This is a genomic window from Marinovum sp. 2_MG-2023 (assembly GCF_030548265.1).
Classification (GTDB): Bacteria; Pseudomonadota; Alphaproteobacteria; order Rhodobacterales; family Rhodobacteraceae; genus Marinovum.
In genome coordinates this window covers 70045-89252 of record NZ_JAUOSD010000014.1, presented here as the reverse complement: position 1 = coordinate 89252, position 19208 = coordinate 70045, and the positions used below count along the sequence as shown (strand labels likewise).

The 19208-nt window shown below is 60.7% G+C and carries 19 protein-coding genes; 8 read left to right on the top strand and 11 right to left on the bottom strand.

Going from position 1 to position 19208, the window contains the following annotated elements; genetic code table 11:
* Positions 1-109: 109 nt before the first annotated feature.
* A complete protein-coding gene (zapE, locus tag Q4577_RS15855; protein ID WP_303470746.1) occupies positions 110-1180 on the bottom strand; it encodes a cell division protein ZapE in 1071 nt (356 codons plus the stop codon).
* Between the two features lie 192 nt (positions 1181-1372).
* On the opposite strand from zapE, the gene Q4577_RS15850 reads away from it, so the two are divergent.
* Positions 1373-2611 carry an MFS transporter gene (locus tag Q4577_RS15850; RefSeq protein WP_244684985.1) on the top strand — a complete coding sequence of 413 codons (1239 nt, stop codon included), beginning with the start codon at positions 1373-1375 and terminating at the stop codon, positions 2609-2611.
* Here Q4577_RS15850 and Q4577_RS15845 read toward each other — a convergent pair.
* Both Q4577_RS15845 and Q4577_RS15840 read right to left on the bottom strand, forming a co-directional pair.
* On the bottom strand, positions 2608-3228 hold the full coding sequence (locus tag Q4577_RS15845) for an HAD family phosphatase (RefSeq protein WP_303470743.1): 621 nt from the start codon (positions 3226-3228) through the stop codon (positions 2608-2610). The genes Q4577_RS15850 and Q4577_RS15845 overlap by 4 nt on opposite strands.
* The gene (locus tag Q4577_RS15840; RefSeq protein WP_303470740.1) at positions 3228-4226 is read right to left on the bottom strand and encodes an asparaginase; all 999 of its coding nucleotides are present in this window, start codon (positions 4224-4226) and stop codon (positions 3228-3230) included. Before Q4577_RS15840 ends, Q4577_RS15845 begins: the two co-directional genes overlap by 1 nt.
* A gap of 174 nt (positions 4227-4400) precedes the next feature.
* Between Q4577_RS15840 and Q4577_RS15835 the strand changes: the two genes are divergently transcribed.
* The 3 genes from Q4577_RS15835 (at position 4401) to Q4577_RS15825 (ending at position 6996) form a co-directional block, all read left to right on the top strand.
* Positions 4401-4934, top strand: a complete 534-nt coding sequence (locus Q4577_RS15835; RefSeq protein ID WP_244684977.1) for an invasion associated locus B family protein — start codon at positions 4401-4403, stop codon at positions 4932-4934.
* 141 nt (positions 4935-5075) lie between these two features.
* Positions 5076-6251, top strand: a complete 1176-nt coding sequence (gene rlmN / locus Q4577_RS15830) for a 23S rRNA (adenine(2503)-C(2))-methyltransferase RlmN (protein WP_303470736.1) — start codon at positions 5076-5078, stop codon at positions 6249-6251.
* 214 nt (positions 6252-6465) lie between these two features.
* Positions 6466-6996 carry a ricin-type beta-trefoil lectin domain protein gene (locus tag Q4577_RS15825; RefSeq protein WP_303470734.1) on the top strand — a complete coding sequence of 177 codons (531 nt, stop codon included), beginning with the start codon at positions 6466-6468 and terminating at the stop codon, positions 6994-6996.
* Positions 6997-7082: 86 nt separating this feature from the next.
* On the opposite strand, the gene Q4577_RS15820 is transcribed toward Q4577_RS15825, so the two are convergent.
* Positions 7083-10001, bottom strand: coding sequence for a valine--tRNA ligase (locus tag Q4577_RS15820; protein WP_303470732.1), 2919 nt, complete (start codon positions 9999-10001; stop codon positions 7083-7085).
* A 196-nt stretch (positions 10002-10197) separates the two neighbouring features.
* Here Q4577_RS15820 and Q4577_RS15815 point away from each other — a divergent pair, with 196 nt between their 5' ends.
* Positions 10198-10863, top strand: a complete 666-nt coding sequence (locus Q4577_RS15815; protein WP_303470730.1) for a DUF3592 domain-containing protein — start codon at positions 10198-10200, stop codon at positions 10861-10863.
* A 50-nt stretch (positions 10864-10913) separates the two neighbouring features.
* On the opposite strand, the gene Q4577_RS15810 is transcribed toward Q4577_RS15815, so the two are convergent.
* The 7 genes from Q4577_RS15810 to Q4577_RS15780 form a co-directional block, all read right to left on the bottom strand.
* Positions 10914-12458, bottom strand: coding sequence for a Ppx/GppA family phosphatase (locus Q4577_RS15810; RefSeq protein WP_244684958.1), 1545 nt, complete (start codon positions 12456-12458; stop codon positions 10914-10916).
* A gap of 76 nt (positions 12459-12534) precedes the next feature.
* Positions 12535-12987 carry a phage holin family protein gene (locus Q4577_RS15805; RefSeq protein ID WP_303470728.1) on the bottom strand — a complete coding sequence of 151 codons (453 nt, stop codon included), beginning with the start codon at positions 12985-12987 and terminating at the stop codon, positions 12535-12537.
* Complete coding sequence (locus Q4577_RS15800; protein ID WP_244684954.1) at positions 12984-13280, bottom strand: YqjD family protein; 297 nt, start codon at positions 13278-13280, stop codon at positions 12984-12986. The genes Q4577_RS15805 and Q4577_RS15800 overlap by 4 nt, the downstream gene beginning before the upstream one ends.
* Before the next feature lie 141 nt (positions 13281-13421).
* Positions 13422-13595, bottom strand: a complete 174-nt coding sequence (locus tag Q4577_RS15795) for a DUF1328 domain-containing protein (protein WP_244684952.1) — start codon at positions 13593-13595, stop codon at positions 13422-13424.
* A 261-nt stretch (positions 13596-13856) separates the two neighbouring features.
* Positions 13857-14540, bottom strand: coding sequence for a chromosomal replication initiator DnaA (locus Q4577_RS15790; protein ID WP_303470725.1), 684 nt, complete (start codon positions 14538-14540; stop codon positions 13857-13859).
* 30 nt (positions 14541-14570) lie between these two features.
* Complete coding sequence (locus tag Q4577_RS15785) at positions 14571-15626, bottom strand: AI-2E family transporter (RefSeq protein WP_303470723.1); 1056 nt, start codon at positions 15624-15626, stop codon at positions 14571-14573.
* A gap of 182 nt (positions 15627-15808) precedes the next feature.
* Positions 15809-16645 (bottom strand): LysR family transcriptional regulator, encoded by an 837-nt coding sequence (locus Q4577_RS15780; RefSeq protein ID WP_244684946.1) that lies wholly within the window; start codon positions 16643-16645, stop codon positions 15809-15811.
* A 63-nt stretch (positions 16646-16708) separates the two neighbouring features.
* Here Q4577_RS15780 and Q4577_RS15775 point away from each other — a divergent pair, with 63 nt between their 5' ends.
* The 3 genes from Q4577_RS15775 to Q4577_RS15765 all read left to right on the top strand — a co-directional run bounded on the left by Q4577_RS15775 (position 16709) and on the right by Q4577_RS15765 (position 19036).
* On the top strand, positions 16709-16936 hold the full coding sequence (locus Q4577_RS15775; RefSeq protein WP_303470720.1) for a hypothetical protein: 228 nt from the start codon (positions 16709-16711) through the stop codon (positions 16934-16936).
* Between the two features lie 35 nt (positions 16937-16971).
* Positions 16972-18312 carry a proline--tRNA ligase gene (gene proS / locus Q4577_RS15770; RefSeq protein WP_303470718.1) on the top strand — a complete coding sequence of 447 codons (1341 nt, stop codon included), beginning with the start codon at positions 16972-16974 and terminating at the stop codon, positions 18310-18312.
* A gap of 223 nt (positions 18313-18535) precedes the next feature.
* Entirely contained in the window at positions 18536-19036 is a 501-nt protein-coding gene (locus Q4577_RS15765; RefSeq protein WP_244684941.1) for a DUF2937 family protein, read from the top strand.
* Positions 19037-19208 lie beyond the last annotated feature (172 nt).

Below are 19208 nucleotides of genomic sequence, written 5' to 3'. Positions count from 1 at the left end.
CGCCGGACCAGTTGCGGGCCAGCCCCCAAACACAGGATAAATTGGGGGCCAGCCCCCAAGCCCCCGGGATATTTCTGGTCAGATGAAAGCCGATCCCAAGCGCAAAACCCTAGCTATCGCGGCCCCAGTTGGCATCCTGCATCTCGCGCAGGCGCGAGGCGGTGCGTTCGAACTCAAAGGCACCTGAGCCTTCGATATAAAGCATTTCCGGTTCTGCCGCCGCTGAAGCGATCAATTTGACCTTGGCCTCGTAGAGGGCATCAATCAGGGTGACAAACCGTTTGGCTTCGTTGAAATTATTGCGGCTGAGGCGGGGGATGTCTTCGAGCAGGAGCACCCGCGCCGCATCTGCCAGCGCCAGATAATCGGCAGGCCCCAAGGCGCGCCCGCAGAGATCATAGAATTTCGCCCGCGCCACGCCATTGTGAAAGGCGGGGATCGCGACCTCGCGTTTGTTGACAATAAGGGTCAGCGGGGCGCCCTGTCCGCCGGTCAATTGCTGCCAGACCTGATCAATCTGATCGCGGGCGCGATCATCGGCGGGGGTGAAAAATACCTGTACACCGGACAGCCGGTCCTGGCGGTAATCGCGAGGCGAGGCCAGCTCCCGCACCTCCAGGTGATCCTTGATTTGATCAATGAACGGCAGGAACAATTGCCGGTTCAAACCGTCCTTGTAGAGATCATCCGGCACCCGGTTCGAGGTGGTGACCACCACCACACCCGCGGCAAACAGAAATTCAAACAGCCGCCCCACGACCATCGCATCGGTAATGTCGGTGATTTGCATTTCGTCAAACGCCAGACATTGCAGCTCCTTGGCCACATCACGCGCCACCGGTTCCAGCGTATCCTTGGCCCCGTTCTGGCGGGCCTTGTGCATGGCGCGGTGGATGTCCTGCATGAAGGCATGGAAATGCACCCGGCGCACCGCAATGTCCTGATCCTGAAGCACATCGACAAACAGATCCATCAGCATGGATTTGCCCCGTCCGACACCGCCCCACAGATAGAGTCCCTTGGGCGGTTTCGGGGCCTTGCGGAACAATCCGCGTTTCACAGGCTGTGCCAGGGCGGCGCGAATACGCTCGAACTCTGGCAGGACGGCCTGTTGGGCCGCGTCGGGGTGCAGGTCACCGGCGGCGATGCGGGCGGCATATATGTCGGACAAGCTGGTCATGCCCCGACATAGCCCGGCCAATTTGAAATGTGTAGCCCACCGCAAATTTGATCTGTCTACCCGGCCATCCACATCGCCATCGGGAATTGTACCCATCACAATTGCTGAATTGACCACACGTTCAGATCAATTATTTACACTTATGTGGCCGCGGTATTGTGGCATCTGCCACCCCGAATGAAAGAGATCCCGATGCAGGAAAAGACCCCGCTTTTCACGCCCGTTCTGATTGTTGGCTGTTTCATCATGCTGCTGAGTTTCGCGGTTCGGGCCAGTTTCGGTGTGTTTCAGATCCCGATAGCCGAGGAATTCGGCTGGCTGCGGGCGGAATTCAGCCTTGCCATCGCCATTCAGAACCTGGCCTGGGGCATTGGCCAGCCGTTGTTCGGCATGGTGGGCGAACGTCTTGGCGACAGGGTGGCGATCGTTTTGGGCGGGGTGATCTATGCCGCCGGTTTGGTGTTGTCGTCGATGGCCACAACGCCGGAATCGCATCAGATGCTGGAAGTTCTGGTCGGGTTTGGCATTGCCGGCACCGGTTTTGGGGTGATCCTGGCGGTGGTGGGCCGCGCCAGTTCGGATGAGAACCGCTCGATGAGCCTGGCGATTGCCACGGCGGCCGGCAGCGCCGGACAGGTGTTTGGCGCACCGATGGCGGAATATCTTTTGGGGCTGATGTCCTGGCAGAATGTGTTTTTGGTGTTTGCCGCTGTCATTCTGGCGTCGTTGCTGACGTTGCCAATGATGCGGGCACCCCAGGCGGCCAGCAAGGCCGAGCTGGAGGAAAGCATGGGTGTGATCCTGAAACGTGCTTTCCGAGACCCGTCATATACGCTGATTTTTCTGGGCTTCTTCTCTTGCGGGTATCAGCTGGCCTTCATCACCGCGCATTTCCCGGCGCTGGTGACCGAAATGTGCGGACCGATTTTGGCCGGCAGCCTGTTGCATTCCATCGGCATCACCAGCACATCGTCGCTGGGGGCCTGGGCGATTTCGCTGATTGGATTGGCCAATATTGTCGGCACTTTGACGGCCGGATGGCTGGGCAAACGCTATTCCAAGAAATACCTGCTGGCCGGGATCTATACCGCGCGCACCATTGTTGCGGGGGCGTTTATCCTGTTCCCGATCACCCCGATGACGGTTTTGGTGTTTTCGGTTGCGATGGGGTCGCTGTGGCTGGCCACGGTGCCGTTGACCTCTGGTCTGGTCGCGCATCTTTATGGGCTGCGCTACATGGGTACGCTTTACGGCATCGTGTTCTTCAGCCACCAGCTGGGCAGTTTCCTTGGGGTCTGGCTGGGCGGGCGCATGTACGATCTGTATGGCGATTACACCATGGTCTGGTGGATCGGGGTCGGGGTCGGCGCGTTTTCCGCCATCGTGCATTTGCCGATCAAGGAAACCCGCAGCGCAGCGGTCGCGGCCTAGGCCGCTTCTTCTGCGCTGAGCAGCCCCTCTGACACCAACCGTGCGGCCCAGCCTTCGGCCCCCTCAAACAAATGCACCTGCCAGCCGCGCGCCTGTGCGGCTGCGATATTGTCGGCCCGGTCATCGGTGAACAACAACGCCTCTGGCGCCACGCCGCAGGTCGTCTCCAGCATTTCAAAGATCAGCGGCTCGGGTTTGATCGTGCCCATGTGGCCGGAAATGTAGCGGGTATCGAATTCCGACAGGAACGGATAATGCTGGCAGGCGATCTCAAAGGTTTTCCGGCCGAAATTCGACAAGGCGAACACCGGCACGCCGCGGGAACGCAGACTGCGCAGACTGCGCACGGACCGGTCGATGGCGGGGCTGGCCATGTCGATCCAATCATCATGCCACAGGGTGATTTCAGCGGCCCACGCGGGATGCAATTTTGCCAAATCCGCGACGGCCTGGGCGAAATCATCGCCACGGTCCACGCCAAGGTTCATCTCCTCCAGCGGCACCTCGGCAAACAATTGTTCGCGGCGCGCCCGGCCGATACGGGCATCATAATACCGCTCCGGTTGCCATTCGATCAGCACATTGCCGATGTCAAAAACCACAGCTTCGATTGTCATTATATTCCCTCCACACAGCGGATCAGGCCCGCATCAATTCCTCGGCGACTTTTGATTACATGGTTCACCCGGCGCAAGGCGGCGGGATGGTCCGCATCCAGAACGCCTAACCGGATCAACACCTGTGCGATGAGCGCCTCGCTTGCGCGGGTGGCGCCGTCCGCGATCTTGAGCGCGACGCCCAGACCCTGTTGCGGCAAAATCGCGGTGAACACACCATCTGCGCCGGTTTTGACCACCGCCTGTGGGGCGGCCTGCATCAGTTCGGTGCAGGCGCGCCGGTCGCCGGCCACCAAATCGGGGTGGCTGCGCATGGCCTGTACCAGGCGTGTCGCCGCCTGCCCCATGGTGTCACTGCGCGATGCCGCACCGGCGAACCAGGCCATGGCCCGTGCCAAACCATGCAGGCTGGAGGCGAAATTCGGCGCAGAACAGCCATCAACGCCAAAACCGGCACTGGTTTCCCCGGTCACAGCTTCAAATGCCTCCAGCACCGCGCGTTGCACCGGGTGATCGGCCTCGGTGTATTCGGCCCCGGCATCCAGATGTCGGCCCAGCATCAGAAAACCGCAATGTTTGCCGGAACAATTGTTGTGGATTTGACAGGGGGCCGTGTCCGATTTGATCAGCGCCTCACGCGCCGCGCGATCATCCGGCATTTGCACGCCGCAGCGCAGATCCGTCTCGTCCATATCCATATCAGCCAGCCAACTGCGCGCCAGATCGGTATGGATCGCCGCGCCCTGATGGCTGGCGCAGGCCAGGGCCAGATGCCGCGGGGTCAGATCCCGCCCCGCGCCGCTGGTCAGCAAGGGCAGCGCCTGAATCATCTTGATCGCGGACCGCCCCAGCACCGTGACATTGGGATTGCCCCAGGACGAAACGATGTCACCGCCCGGCCCGCAAATCACCAAATGCCCGCAATGCAGGCTTTCCAGAAATGGTCCACGGCGGATTTCCACCAGCGGCACCGCGCTTTCCAAAGGTTCAGAATTCATCAGACACCGTTCAACTATTGGCGATTTTCTGCCAACAGGCCTTTCGCCCGTCGCACCTTTGACGCTATTATGCTTTTGTCGAGAAGGAAATGCCGCGTCGAACCCCCGATCAAAAACAGGGGGCAACGCGGAAGGTATGACATTGAGGCTCAGGACAGCTTGGAGGCTGTACACATGAAAATTCGTTTGGCGCGCACAATCGCTGCTGTATTTGCATTGGCAATTGCATCCGATGTCGCAGCACAGCAAGAAAGCACCAACCGGGTGGCCGCCCAGACCGATTGGAGCGTTTTCACAGAAAGCGATCCAAAGGAATGCTGGGCCGTGACCCGCCCCAAGGAAACCGTCAACACCCGCGATGGCCGTGTCGTTGCGGTGCGCCGGGGTGACATTCTGTTGTTTGCATTCTTCCGCCCCGAGGCGGGTGTGAACGCACCGCAGATCACATTTACCGGCGGCTATCCCTTTGCCAGCGGGTCCACCGTCAATCTGGACATTGGCGGCACCCAGTTCGATCTGTTTGCCGATGGCGAATGGGCCTGGGCGGCATCGCCGTCGGATGATTCCAAAATCGTCACGGCGATGAAACGGGGATCAAGCGCGGTTTTGACCGCACGTTCGTCGCGCGGCACCCAGACCAAGGACACGTTTTCCTTGCTTGGCTTCACCGCGATGATCGAAGACGCCGAAAAGCGCTGCGCCGGGTAAACGCACCCCTTGTGAAACGCGGCCCTACAGGGCCCGATCGGCAAAGGCGCACCGACAGAAGACATCGACCGCCGGAATCCTTTTGATTCCGCGGCCGAATGCTATATGTGGGGCACTTCGTCAAAAACCAAAAGGCCGGACATGAGTGCGCCCATTACCCAGGATGTCCTGACCATCCCCCGAAAAATGCCCGAAACCGGCAAGATCAATCTTGTCGGTCTGACCCGCGACGCCATGCGCGACGCGCTGATTGCCATTGGCACGCCGGAAAAGCAAGCCAAGATGCGGGTCGGTCAGATCTGGCAGTGGATCTATCAATGGGGCGTGCGTGATTTCACGCTGATGACCAACCTGGCCAAGGGATACCGGGCTGAGCTGGAAGAGCATTTCACCATCGACATCCCCGAAGTGGTGTCGAAACACGTCAGCAGCGATGGCACCCGCAAATACCTGGTCCGCATTGCCGGCGGGCATGAGGTCGAGGTGGTCTATATTCCCGAAACCGATCGGGGCACGCTGTGCATTTCGTCTCAGGTCGGCTGTACCCTGACCTGTTCCTTCTGCCACACCGGCACCCAGAAACTGGTGCGCAACCTGACCGCCGGGGAAATCATCGGCCAGGTGATGCTGGCGCGCGACGATCTGGGCGAATGGCCGGAAAAGGGCGCGCCCAAGAACGAGGCCCGCCTGCTGAGCAACATCGTGCTGATGGGCATGGGTGAGCCGCTTTATAATTTCGACAATGTCCGCGATGCGATGAAAATCGCCATGGACCCCGAAGGTATCCAGCTGTCGCGCCGCCGCATTACGCTGTCGACCTCTGGCGTTGTGCCGGAAATTGCCCGCACGGCCGAGGAAATTGGCTGTCTGCTGGCGATCAGTTTCCACGCCACCACCGATGAGGTCCGCAACAAGCTGGTGCCGATCAACAAACGCTGGAACCTGGAAACCCTGTTGGAAACCCTGCGGGAATATCCCCGGATTTCCAATTCCGAGCGCATCACATTCGAATATGTCATGCTGAAGGATGTGAACGACACCGATGAAGACGCGCGCCGTCTGGTGTCGTTGATCAAGGGCATCCCGGCCAAGATCAACCTGATCCCGTTCAACGAATGGCCCGGCTCGCCTTATGAACGCTCGACCAACAACCGGATCAGGCGGTTTGCCGATATCGTGCACAATGCCGGCTATGCCTCGCCCATTCGGACGCCCCGGGGCGAGGACATCATGGCCGCCTGTGGCCAGTTGAAATCCGCCACCGAACGCGCCCGCAAATCGCGCAAGGAAATTGCCGCGGAAACCGGGTTGGGCTGAGCCCGGGCACGGCGCATGTTTGAAACGAAAAGGTCCGGGTTTGCCCGGACTTTTTTATGTTGTGGTGCGGTTCGGACGTTCTGGGGAACGCACATATAACGTGCCCCACAAACTCTTGCCGTTGCGAACGGCATTTTGCGCGACGGATTTTTACCGGCCTCCCGTATCAAAGCCATGCTGTACAAATCAGCGAGACTCTTGAAGGGAATGTAGCATGACTCCAATGATCGCCCCGCTCCTTATTGGCGCGTTACTGGCCGGAGGCGCGGCACAGGCCGAAAAGGTCGAGATCTATCTGCTGGATAAATTGGACAACACCCAAAATGGATATTGTCTGGATATTGCAGGTGGCCGCGAGGCAGACGCCGACCCCGCCGACGGTCTGCAAGGGCATACCTGCTACAGCCCCGGCGGCACGCTTGGTGTCGACCAGACATGGGACACGGCACAATTTCCTGACAACGTTTTGTATATGACCGAATTCGATGTCTGTGCCGAAGTACCGTCGGCGACAGCCGGCAGCGCGCTGATACTTGCGGCATGCGACGGGACAGCAGCACAGAGCTTTGTCTTCGCGGGCGAAGGCAATATCACCCCCGTCTCTGCGCCCGACATGTGTTTCACGCTTGGGACAGACACACGGTCGGGCCGCAGTGACGCCAATCAGATCAAGGCGCTTTCACTTGAGCCCTGTGATGACAGCAGATCAGCCTATCAGTCCTGGGGCATTCGCACCGCAGAGTGAACGAGCGCGATTGAAAACCTTCCAAGGCCAGATGGCCGCACACCCGTGGCAGCCATCTGTTCCAGTTCCCCAGCCTAGGATCAGGCCTAGATCTCGCTCAGCCGTTTCAACGCGTCTTTCAGCTTGGCCTCTTCCTCTTCGCGCGCGGCGAGGTTGGCGCGGGTTTCCTCGACCACCTCTTCCGGCGCGCTTTGGGCGAATTTCGGGTTCTTCAACCGCCCGCGCAGCCCGCCCAATTCCTTGGCCAGCTTGCCCAGTGTTTTTTCCAGCCGCGCTTTTTCGGCGTCCACGTCGATGATATCGGCCAGCGGCAGACCAAAGGTCGCCCCCGTCACCGGCAGCGTGGCGCACCCCTTGGGGAAGGCATCGACCTCGGTCAGGCTGTCGATCCGCGCCAGACGTTTGATCAGCGTTTCATTGCGCGCCCAGGCGGCTTTGCCCGCCTCATCCATCTGGGTCACCAGCACCGGCACATGCAGACCGGCAGGCACATGCATTTGCGCCCGCACCGACCGGGTGGTTTCGATCACTTCGATCACCCAGTTCATTTCGCGGTCAGCGTCAGCATCCACCAGGTCCGCGCCATAGGTCGGCCAATCGGTGTGCACCAGCATGGTCTGACGGTCGGCCAAGGTGCCCCAAAGCTCCTCGGTGATGAAGGGCATGATCGGGTGCAGCAGGATCAGACATTGGTCAATGACCCAGCCCATGACCTTTTGCGTCTCAAGCTTGGTGGCGTCGTCGCCGTCCAGCAGCAGCGGCTTGGAGAACTCGACATACCAGTCACAGACCTTGCCCCAGACAAAGGCATACAGCGCCTGCGCGGCGTCGTTGAACCGGAATTCTTCCAACGCCTTGTCGACCACGCCGCGCACCTGCGCGGTTTCGCCGATGATCCATTTGTTGACCGCAAAAGTCGCGTCCGGGATGGTGCCATCGCTGCCGACCGCGCCGTTCATCTCGGCAAAACGGGCGGCATTCCACAGCTTGGTGCCGAAATTGCGATACCCGGCGATCCGCTGCATATCGAGTTTCAGAACACCGCCAAGGCTGGCCATGGCCGCATTGGTGAAGCGCAGCGCATCAGCGCCGTATTCGTCGATGATTTCCAACGGGTCGATGACATTGCCGGTCGATTTCGACATCTTCTTGCCCTTGGCGTCGCGCACAAGGCCATGCAGATAGACGGTATCGAAGGGGATCTGATCGACAACGGCGAGCTGCATCATCATCATCCGGGCGACCCAGAAGAAAATGATGTCCTGCCCGGTGATCAAGGTCGAGGTCGGGAAGTATTTCTTTAGCGCCTCGGTGTCTTCGGGCCAGCCCAGCGTGCCGATGGGCCAGAGACCGGAAGAGAACCAGGTGTCGAGCACGTCGGGGTCGCGTGTGAGCGCCACATCAGCGCCCGCCTTGGCCTGGGCCTCTGCTTCCGTCGCGGCGCAATATTGGTTGCCATCGGCGTCGAACCAAACCGGAATCTGGTGACCCCACCACAGCTGGCGCGAGATACACCAAGGCTCGATATTCTCCAGCCAGTTGTAATAGACTTTTTCGCCGCTCTCCGGCAGGATCTTTACCTCGCCCTCGCGCACCGCATCCAGTGCCGGGCCAACGATCTTGTCCGTATCGACAAACCATTGGTCGGTCAGCATCGGCTCGATCACCACTTTGGAGCGGTCGCCAAAGGGCTGCATGATCGGCTTGTTTTCGACGTAGGGGATGAACTGAGGCCCCGGATCGGTGTCCGGGGCTGTGCCATCGCCCTCGGCCTCGTCCCGGACTTGTTCCGGGACCTCCACCATCACCGCCAGACCTTCTTCGGTGATCTGCCGCACGACAACATCGCGCGCCTCGAACCGGTCCAGCCCGCGCAGGTCGTCAGGCACAAGGTTGATTGTGTCGGCCTCGGCTTCGGTCAGCGTGCGTTCGCCCTTGGCCACGGCCATGGCGATTGTCGCGGCCTCGGCATATGTCGCGCCGTCGGCCCGCATTGCCCCGCGGGTGTCCATCAGACGGTACATCGGGATGCCACCGCGTTTGGCGACCTGATAGTCGTTGAAATCATGCGCGCCGGTGATTTTCACCGCGCCAGAGCCGAAATCCTTGTCCGGGTATTCATCGGTGATGATCGGGATCAGGCGGCGGTGTTCCTTGGGCCCGACCGGGATTTCACACAGCTTGCCGACAATCGGCGCATAGCGTTCGTCGCTGGGGTGCACCGCAACCGCGCCGTCGCCCAGCATGGTTTCCGGCCGTGTGGTGGCGATCGAGATGTAATCGCGGGTTTCGCGCAGCGTCACATTGCCGTCTTCGTCTTTCTCGACATATTCATAGGTCGCCCCACCGGCCAGCGGGTATTTGAAATGCCACATATGGCCCGGCGTTTCGACATTCTCGACCTCAAGATCGGAAATCGCGGTTTCGAAATGCGGGTCCCAGTTGACCAGCCGCTTGCCGCGATAGATCAGGCCCTTGTTGTACATTTCGACAAAGACCCGGATCACCGCGTCATGGAAATTGCCCTCTTCGCCCGCAGGCGCGTTTGGCGCGCCGGACATGGTAAAGGCCGTGCGATCCCAATCACAGGAAGCGCCGAGGCGCTTCAACTGGTTCACGATCGTGTCGCCCGACGATTGCTTCCACTTCCAGATTTCGGCGGTGAAATCATCGCGCGCCCAATCACGGCGCGGCGGTTTGCCTTCGGCGGCCAGCTTGCGCTCTACCACCATTTGCGTGGCGATGCCGGCGTGGTCGGTGCCCGCCTGCCACAGCGTGTCGAACCCCTGCATCCGTTTCCAGCGGATCAGGATATCCTGCAACGTGTTGTTGAAGGCATGCCCGATGTGCAGAACGCCGGTCACATTCGGCGGCGGGATCATGATGCAATAGGTCGACGCGCCATCCCGCGCATTGGCCCCGGCGCGAAACGCCCCGACCTGCTCCCATGCTGCGTAAATCCGTTGTTCCGATGCCGTTGCGTCGAATGTTTTTTCCAGTGCCATGGGGTCTTTCCGCTGTGGTCGTGGGTTTGGTTTGGTCTAGCGAATGTATGGCCCAAGGGAAAGCCGGTATGCAGCTTTAGCCACGACAGGGTTGATTGGCGGATGCAGGCACGGCAATGTCGGCGCCATGGCAGATTTGGCAAAAGACCCAGTTTCAGTGTGGCGGCTGTTCCTTCGGATGGGGGGATGGTTTGCCGTGGCTTTCGCCGTGCCCCTGATCATCCTGACGCTGATCAGCTCCTGGCAATTGGGTGTCGCGGAGCGGTTCGAACTGGAAGGCCGGGAAACCCTGGCCACGGTGTCCGACAAATATTTCACCGAAAGCACCGACAGCGACGGGGACCGCAGTGTCGATTACTACCTTGTGTTGGATTTTGTCACCGACCGCGGCGAAGAGATCCAGATCAACCGTTCGGTGAGCAGCGGCCAGTACAATCGGGGTCAAATCGGCAGCACGCTGCCAATCTGGTATCTGGAAACCGAACCGCACAGGACCGAATTGCGCAAGGGCGAGCATAAATCAGGCTCGCGCATCGCCCAGGTGATCGGTTTGATCTTTGGCGCGCTGACGCTGGGATTTGGCTGGTATGCCGGGCGCTGGTCGGTGGCGGCGGTGCGTGCGCGCCGCTATGGCACCCGCGAAATGGCCAAGGTGACCGGGCTGAAACGCACCAACGTCCGGGTGAACAAAAAGTCGCGCTGTCGCCTGACCTGGCGCGAAAGCAGCGGGCGCGAAGGCGAAAGCATGATGCACAAACGCGCGGATGTGGCGCAATTTCCCGTTGGATCAGAGGTGTTGATCTATCAGGGGATCAAACGCGCCTGGTGGGTTGGCGATGTCGGCGAACGACCCGGCGACTAAGGCCCCGCCGCGCCGGTGTAGTTGCCCGGGTTACCCGAAGTGCCAATCGCCTAGAGCGCCAATTTCACATCCACAGTTGCCCCCAGCGACGCCGCCAGCGACATGAACCGGGCCTCGGCGACCTCGCCATAAAGCGGCCATGCGCCTTCGCTCAACCGCAGGCTCAGTATCTTTTTCTTTGGCCGCCAGTCCAATTCGCCGATATGCCCGCCCTCTGACATCCAGAGCATCGCGCCAAATCGCATCGCTTTGCCCAGAACCTCGGCCTCTTGCAGGGATTTTTCGTCCAGCAGGTCAAAAAGTTCCTCGAACCGGGTGCCGGTGCGCTTGTTCTTGTAGCGGTGCAGCAAGGCCAGCCCCAGGAACACGCGTTCCGAGTGTTTCAGCCCGCCCAGATTGGCGCGTGTGGCATTGTCGAAACAGGTTTCGGCGCGGTAATCCGGGTGCGCCCTCCAGCTGACATCGTGCAAAAGGCAGGCGGCCTTTACCAGGCGCAGTTTTGGCGCCGACGCATTGGCAAACAACGGCAGAATGAAATCATAAAGATCGCGGCCAAACCCCGGAAGCCGGGCATCCTTGGCCTCGGCAAACAGGCAGGCCTCGATCAGCGGGTCACGGTCACGCAGACGCTGGGGCATCTGTTCATAGAGCAGGCCCTCGCGGATGCCATAGCTGGACACGGCAATGTCCTTGGGGCGGAAGGTCTGGACCAGACGGCTCAGCACTTCGGCCGCAAAAGGCACCAGCGCCATACGCGACGACGACAGGCTGCAATTCTGGCGCAGCTCTTCAAGATCCTCGCCGGCAATGAATTTTGCCGTCTCGCGCACCGATGCTGTGGTCATACGATATTCATGTTGCACATGAAGGGGATAGCCGCGCCGTTCCATATCAATCCGGGCAATCGCCCGCCAGGAGCCCCCAACCAGGAACAGCCGGTTCGCCTGTGGTCCCATCTTGTCAAACAGCGCATCCACCACCAGTTTGATATGGGCTTTGCGGCCCTTCGATCCGCCGGGGATATCGCGCAATTTCAAGGGCCCCAGGGGTGAGGTCACGCGCCGACCGACATTGCCGTCGTTGATCTCGGCCAGTTCCATAGACGAGCCGCCAATGTCACAGACCAGACCATAGGCCCCGGGCCAGCCCAGAAGCACACCCTGGGCGGACAGACGGGCCTCTTCCTCGCCATCAATGACGTGGATTTTCAGACCGCATTCCCGCAGCACCTGATCACAGAATTCCGGCCCATCCGACGCATCGCGCACCGCTGCGGTCGCCACCGCCGTCAGCGGCGGCAAATCCATGCCGCGTGCCAGATATTGGAACCGGCGCAGCGCCGACAGCGCACGTTTGCGCCCCTCGGGGTTCAGAAGCCCGGTTTCGGACATGTCCGCGCCAAGGCCGCACATGATTTTTTCATTGTAAAAATAAGCAGGAGAGCGCGCCGCGCCATCAAACACCACCAGCCGGACAGAGTTGGACCCAATGTCCACCACACCGACACGGGCAAGCTTGCGCGCGCTAGGATCATCAAACAGGGCCCGGCCAAAGGGGCCAAAATCCTGCGCCGCAGTTTCGCTCGTAACTTCCATGCGCTTCCCCGGTGGTATTTTGAACCATATGGCCCAGACTGCCACCAGGGGTCAACATTCAGACAAAAGAGTTTGTTTATCCGCGCCCGGTGAGCAACCCGGTCAGAAACCCGGCAGCGGCGACACCGGCCTGGGCTTGTGGTGAATTCGCGCCACTGTGGTCCCCGGATTTGCCCCCCGCCCCGGCGGAATGCAACCCCGGCGGGCCGTGATGGCCAGATCCGTGAGAGGACGAGGTCGTCAACGACCGCAAACGCACAGCCAGAAGCAGGACCAGAGCCAGCACAAACGCCACCCCCGCCACGGCAAAGGCCGCGCCCACAAGGCCAAACACCGGATTCAGCGCAAAGAACAGACCAAACGCAGCGCAGACCAATGACAGGCAGACCAGGAAAATGGCCACCGCCCAGACCGCCGCCAGGGCGCCGGCTTTGGCGGCGGTCTTTTTCGCTTCTTGCCGGGCAACAGCGGCCCCGTCATGGATCATCCCACGGGTCAGGTCCTGCACGATGCCCTCAAGCCCGGTCATTTGCGCCCCAAAAGCCCGGCCAGAACAAATCCGGCGGCAAAAGACATGCCAACGGTCGCCAGCGGATTGGCGCGGATGTGATCCTCGGTTGCGCTGCGCAATTGCGCCCCCTGGCTGCGGGCATTGTCATAAAGCGCGCGGGTTTCATCGGACAGATGCTCCAATTGCGCCTTGGCCAGATCAGCGCCGTTGGCCACCTGATCACGCGCCGTGTCACTGGCCATTCCGGCCAATGCCTCGATGTCCTTGCGGGCAATTCGCAACTGTTCTTCCAATTCTTCCTTGGTCGCCATTTGTGTTTCTCCTGTCTCTCTCATTTTAGGTTCAGTGGTCACAGCCATGGGCCCGGCAGATCCTGCCGGTATCGGCCCTATGGCCAGTTCAGCGGCCTTGCGGCCATCATGTCGGGATATCTTGTTGCGGCGCTCTGGCGCTTAGACCGGCGGGCGGCCCCGCAAGGCACGCATCACCATCGCGATGACAAACAGCACCAGGAAGATGAAGAAAATGATCTTGGCAATCTCTGCCGAAGCGACAGCAATCCCACCAAAGCCGAGCACGCCGGCAATCAGTGCAACAACAAGGAATGTAACGGCCCATCCAAGCATGGTTCTACTCCTTCAAAACAACGTCAGCGCCACAGGATTGCGACGCTTTCGATGTGAAAAGAGCTAGGCCCAGACCGCGTATCGTCAAGAAATTGGCCAAAATTCCCTTATTTTTTGCGGATTTCAGCAAAAGACCGCGCAATTCGCGCCAATCTGGCGGCGGGGAATGGCCGGAACACCGCGATAGATCAAAAGCGGTTGTGAATTCCGGCCCGCCCTTCCCGAAACGGCGGCGACAGGGCCGGGGAAAGAGCCGGGATCTCAGTCCTCGATCTCGGGAATTTCGCGCAGCACCCGGCGCGCCATATCGCGGCTTATCGGTTTGCCGCTGGCCATCGCCAGATCATCCAGCCGCGCAACAATCGCCTGCGCCGCAACAAAGGAGCGGGGCGCGTGGCGCACCAGATACGGCACAACGTCGGGATTAGGGCCCAGTTGGCGATCCGCAAACAATTTGCCCAGCACCGCCCCAAGCAAGGCATCATCCGGCGGGTTCAACGCCACCACCTGTGTCCCCTGGGCGCGGCTTTGCAGATCCGGCAATGTCAGGTTCCAGCGCACCGGATCCTCAACCGCCGTCATCAACAGCGCATGGCCCTCGGCCAGCACCAGATTATGCAGGTGAAACATATGGGCCTCAGCATCGCCGTTGCCGGCGGCGCGCTGCACGTTTTCGATACAGAGCGGCGCCTGCGCCAATTCCGCGACGCTCACATCCGGCAGATCTTCTGCGGAAACAATGCGCGCCCCGGCATCTTCGGCCCAGACATGCGCCAGATGGGTTTTGCCGCTGCCCGGCGGGCCGGTCAGCACCAATTTGCGGTTCGGCCAGTCGCGCCAACCGTCAATCAGGCTTAGCGCCAGCGCATTGGACGGCGAGACATAAAAATCCTCGCGCCCCAGTGCCGGGCGAGTCACCAAATCGAATTTCAATTGTGTCGTCATGTTCAAGTGCCCCGGCCTTCCACACGACCATCATTCAGATTGCCCGCGATACAGCCGACTGTCGAGGTATTGCCGTGTGGCAAATCGTGCCACCACCCCCAACGCCGCCGCAACCGGCACAGCAACCAACATCCCGACAAAACCGAAAAGCGAGCCGAAGACGCTCAACGCCAGCAACAGCCAAACCGGATGCAACCCGACGGACGATCCCACCAGCTTGGGTGTCAGGAAGTTGCCTTCGATGATCTGTCCGACAACAAAGATTAGCCCGACAATCGCAATCGACAACCAATCGCCCCAAAATTGGAACAGTGCCAGACCCACCGCCAAGGCCCCGCCAACCAGCGCCCCCACATAGGGAATAAAGGTGATCAACCCGGCGATGAAGCCGACAACCAACCCGAATTGCAGCCCCGCAAGCATCAGTGCCACCGCATAATAGGTGCCCAGAATCAGGCAAACGGTCCCCATGCCGCGAATGAAGCTGGCCAGCGTCTTGTCGATGTCCGCAGCAAGGCGGCGAATGACCGGCGCATGATCGCGCGGCAACAAATCATCAACCCGCGCCACCATATTGTCCCAATCCACCAACAGATAGACCGCCACAACCGGCACGATCACAAACAACAGGACGATGTTGATTATCGACGCCGCAGAGGTCAGCAGGGTTTCCAGCAGCTTGCCGCCATAAGACTGGATCTTTTCGCCGACCGCGATCAGCGACTGGCGCAGGGTACTTTCAGAATCCACCAGATCCGGGAATTGCGCCACCAGAAAATCGCGCAGATTGCTGAACAGGGTTGGCGCGATGTCGATCAGGTCAATCGCCTGGGCCACGAGCGTCGGCACAACCAGCAAGGCCATGACGATGAACAGGACCAGCGCCAGCACGGTGATCACCGCAACCGATGCGGGCCGCGTCAAACCCATCTTTTCCAATCGGTCCGCCACCGGGTCGAGGAAATAGGCAATCGCCCCCCCCAGAACAAACGGCAAGAGCACGTCGCCCAGAAACCAAAGCACAACGGCAAACACCACAGCGGTGACGCCCCAATATTTGAACTGATCCTGTACGGGCAAGGCCATCGGGTCACCTTCTGTTTGCGCGGTTTGCGGTTCCTGTCCTTCGCTACATCGCGCGTTGCGCATTGGGTTTCAAGAGTGGCGGCTTCAAGAGCGGGGATTGGCCGTCTTTGTTGCGGTTTTGGATGAGGCTTTGGGTGTGGTGGGCCGCCGCCGGCCCGCAGACTGCACCGCGCCGGCGCGGATCATCCCCCCAGCAGTTCGGCCAGCGCATCCAGCGCCGCGCGCACCGGCGGGTCATTGCGGGTGTCCTGATGGCTGACCAGCCATTCGCGGTGCGCCAACACGTCGATATCATCCGAAACCCGCAACAATCCCGGCACCAGATCTGCGGCAAAGACCGGCAAGACAATGCGCCCCAGCCCCTGTTGCGCCAATTGCGCCGCCAGCCGTGGATCATTGGCCTCGGCGGTGATGTCATTGCCATGATGTGACCGGGTCCAGCGGGCCGATGGGGTCGGACGTGCGGGATGCCCCGACACCACCCAGCCGCGCACATCGCCGTCCCGCGCAAAAGCGGCATAGGTGATCTGACGCAAGGGGCGCGCCGCCAACCATGGCTGATCCGGTTGCAGATTGCGCAGGCCGACATCGACCTCGCGTCTTGCAATGTCCATCTTGGCATCCGCGCTGAGGAACACAGGCCGCCAGCTGGCACCGACATCCCAGACCCGGCCGATCCGTCCGGCGATCCAAAGCGACGACCAGGTGCCGGCGGAAAACCGCACCGGACGCGCGGCGGCACGCTCCTGCGCCCAGACCTCGATCCCTTCGGCCCCGCGTTTCAACGCCCGCACCTGCGGCACCAACGCCCGCCCCTCGGCCGTCAACGCATAGCCCCGGGCACCACGATGAAACAGCCGCTTGGCCAACCCGGCCTCCAACCGCGCCATGTGACGCGACAGGGTCGGTTGGCTGACCCCGGTCAGACGCGCCGCACCGCCCAATCCGCCGGCATCGGCAATCGCCAGAAACAGCGCCAAATCGTCCCACGACATTTTCATTTTTGAAACGTCAGTCACGAAAACACCCGCTTTTGTGGCCCGCGATTCCGGCGCATTTCCAGAAACAGGAGGTCCGCAGCCATGATAATCCTGACCACACATACACTCTGCACCCGCCAACCAGAAACCGAATACCGCCGCGAACAGGCGATATTTGCGGAAATGAAACGCAGGTTGCACAAGGAACACGCCGAGAACCGGAAAAAGATGCGGCGCGCCACACGCCGGGCAACCCGGGCGCTCTGGCTGAATCGCCTGCGTCGCTTGCCAAAACTGGCGACATGGATCAAAACGTTCGGGAAAGCCTGAATGGCCCCCTGTTTTGACCCAAAGGACGACCCCGCATGCGCCTGTCCCGCTATTTTCTGCCGGTTCTCAAGGAAAACCCCGCCGAGGCGCAAATTGTCAGCCACCGGCTGATGCTGCGGGCGGGGATGATCAAACAATCCAGCGCCGGGATCTATTCCTGGCTGCCGCTGGGCTACAAGGTGCTGCGCCGGATCGAACAGATCGTGCACGAGGAACAGCAACGTGTCGGCCATATCCCCCTGCTCATGCCGACCCTGCAATCTGCCGATCTCTGGCGGGAAAGCGGGCGGTATGATGATTATGGCGAAGAGATGCTGCGCATCACCGACCGGCACAAGCGCGACATGCTTTATGGTCCCACCAACGAAGAGCTGATCACCGACATCTTCCGCAGCCATGTCGGCAGCTACAAGGATCTGCCGCTGACGCTCTATCACATCCAGTGGAAATTCCGCGACGAGATCCGCCCACGGTTTGGCGTGATGCGCGGGCGCGAGTTCCTGATGAAGGACGGCTATAACTTCGATCTGACGAAGGAAGACGCGCTGCACGCCTATAACCGCCACCTCGTCAGCTATCTGCGCACCTATGAGCGCATGGGCCTGCAAGCGATCCCGATGCGCGCCGACAGCGGCCCGATCGGCGGCGACGACACCCATGAATTCCTGGTGCTGGCGGACACAGGCGAATCCGAGGTGTTCTATGACAGCGAGATCACCGATCTGAAATTCGGCAACCGCGAGATCGACCACGACAGCCACGAGGCCTGCCGCGCGGTGCTGGACGAATTCACCTCGCGCTATGCCCGCACCGACGAAACCCACGACGAAGCGCTGTTCAATCAGGTGCCCGAGGAACGTCGCCGCACCGCGCGCGGCATCGAGGTTGGCCAGATCTTCTATTTCGGCACCAAATATTCCGAACCCATGGGCGCGACCGTCACCGATGGCGAAGGCAACAAGGTGCCGGTGCATATGGGATCGCACGGCATTGGCGTGTCCCGCCTTCTGGGGGCGATCATCGAAGCCAGCCATGACGACAACGGCATCATCTGGCCCGAAGGTGTGACACCGTTCCATTGCGGTATCGTCAACCTGAAACAGGGCGACGCCGAGGCCGATGGCGCCTGCGACGCGCTTTATGCATCGCTGAAAGCACTGGGTCTCGATCCGCTTTATGACGACCGCAAGGAACGCGCCGGCGGCAAATTCGCCACCATGGACCTGATCGGCCTGCCCTGGCGCATCACCGTCGGCCCGCGCGGATTGAAAAACGGCGTGGTCGAGCTGACATCGCGGCGCACTGGCGAAAGAGAAGAGCTGCCGCCGGAAGAGGCCGTCAAACGTATCGCGGCAATTTATGCCGGCCTGCTCTAGGTCTGGCGGAAACAAGACAATCAGCATTCAAGGTCCGGGGACATGCCAATGCCCCGGACCTTTTGCTTTGTGCATGTGGGTCCGGGCGGCAATGGCCGCAGTTTCACAGGCCACTGCAGCACGGATTTCGGCCTGCCCGTCAGTGATGATACCTGATGGCAGGCCTTGATCGTATGATGGTCCGGGCTTTACTGTCAGAGTCTCGGAACAGGCAGGGCAGAAAATGATCGTAAGAGCACTGACATTGGCGGGCGGTCTGACCGGCGCGGCCGGCTTGTCGCAATTTCCTGAGTTCTCCCAACAATACACCCAACGGCTTGGCGGCGCGGTGGATGAACTGTCCCGCGTGGTCGCCGATTTCGACGCCGACGCGGCCAAGGTCGGACTGAGCCGCGATGCCGCGTTGCAGGAATTGGCACAAGGCAGCGCAATGGCCCGCGAACGCGCAACGACGATGGCGCGAACCTTTGATCGTCACGCGCGGCTTTCGGCAGATCTCACTGCTTTGCAAGGCGCAGGACCGTTCACACGAGCCTATCTGGCCACACGGATGACCGACAGTGATGTCACGAAACGCGCCTGGTCGGCTTATAGGCCTGCGGTGCCTGCCACATTCGAAGGCGTGGTTTTTGCCGGCACCGGATTTGTGACCGGGATCTTGGCTCTGGGCTTCATCTTCTCTGCCCTGCGGATGGTATTCAGACGCCGCCGCGCCCCCGCCTGACCCGTAAACGACGCCACACAGTCAAAAGGGGGCCAGCCCCCTCGGCCTTCGGCCTCACCCCCGGGATATTTCTGGTCAGATGAAACGGATGAGCGGACCTAGGCCTTCTTCTGTTCAAAAATATCCCGGGGGTCTGGGGGCTGGCCCCCAGCCTGTCGGCGCGCGTCAGCGC

Excerpts from the sequence above, each read along its gene's own strand:
- Q4577_RS15805 (WP_303470728.1), bottom strand. The coding sequence starts at position 12,987 with ATGACCGGGCTTGAGGGCATCGTGCAGGACCTGACCCGTGGGATGATC.
- Q4577_RS15775 (WP_303470720.1), top strand. The coding sequence starts at position 16,709 with ATGATAATCCTGACCACACATACACTCTGCACCCGCCAACCAGAAACC.
- Q4577_RS15795 (WP_244684952.1), bottom strand. The coding sequence starts at position 13,595 with ATGCTTGGATGGGCCGTTACATTCCTTGTTGTTGCACTGATTGCCGGC.
- Q4577_RS15785 (WP_303470723.1), bottom strand. The coding sequence starts at position 15,626 with ATGGCCTTGCCCGTACAGGATCAGTTCAAATATTGGGGCGTCACCGCT.
- Q4577_RS15765 (WP_244684941.1), top strand. The coding sequence starts at position 18,536 with ATGATCGTAAGAGCACTGACATTGGCGGGCGGTCTGACCGGCGCGGCC.
- Q4577_RS15800 (WP_244684954.1), bottom strand. The coding sequence starts at position 13,280 with ATGGCGACCAAGGAAGAATTGGAAGAACAGTTGCGAATTGCCCGCAAG.
- rlmN (WP_303470736.1), top strand. The coding sequence starts at position 5,076 with ATGAGTGCGCCCATTACCCAGGATGTCCTGACCATCCCCCGAAAAATG.
- proS (WP_303470718.1), top strand. The coding sequence starts at position 16,972 with ATGCGCCTGTCCCGCTATTTTCTGCCGGTTCTCAAGGAAAACCCCGCC.
- Q4577_RS15790 (WP_303470725.1), bottom strand. The coding sequence starts at position 14,540 with ATGACGACACAATTGAAATTCGATTTGGTGACTCGCCCGGCACTGGGG.
- zapE (WP_303470746.1), bottom strand. The coding sequence starts at position 1,180 with ATGACCAGCTTGTCCGACATATATGCCGCCCGCATCGCCGCCGGTGAC.
- Q4577_RS15840 (WP_303470740.1), bottom strand. The coding sequence starts at position 4,226 with ATGAATTCTGAACCTTTGGAAAGCGCGGTGCCGCTGGTGGAAATCCGC.
- Q4577_RS15835 (WP_244684977.1), top strand. The coding sequence starts at position 4,401 with ATGAAAATTCGTTTGGCGCGCACAATCGCTGCTGTATTTGCATTGGCA.
- Q4577_RS15845 (WP_303470743.1), bottom strand. The coding sequence starts at position 3,228 with ATGACAATCGAAGCTGTGGTTTTTGACATCGGCAATGTGCTGATCGAA.
- Q4577_RS15820 (WP_303470732.1), bottom strand. The coding sequence starts at position 10,001 with ATGGCACTGGAAAAAACATTCGACGCAACGGCATCGGAACAACGGATT.
- Q4577_RS15850 (WP_244684985.1), top strand. The coding sequence starts at position 1,373 with ATGCAGGAAAAGACCCCGCTTTTCACGCCCGTTCTGATTGTTGGCTGT.
- Q4577_RS15825 (WP_303470734.1), top strand. The coding sequence starts at position 6,466 with ATGACTCCAATGATCGCCCCGCTCCTTATTGGCGCGTTACTGGCCGGA.
- Q4577_RS15810 (WP_244684958.1), bottom strand. The coding sequence starts at position 12,458 with ATGGAAGTTACGAGCGAAACTGCGGCGCAGGATTTTGGCCCCTTTGGC.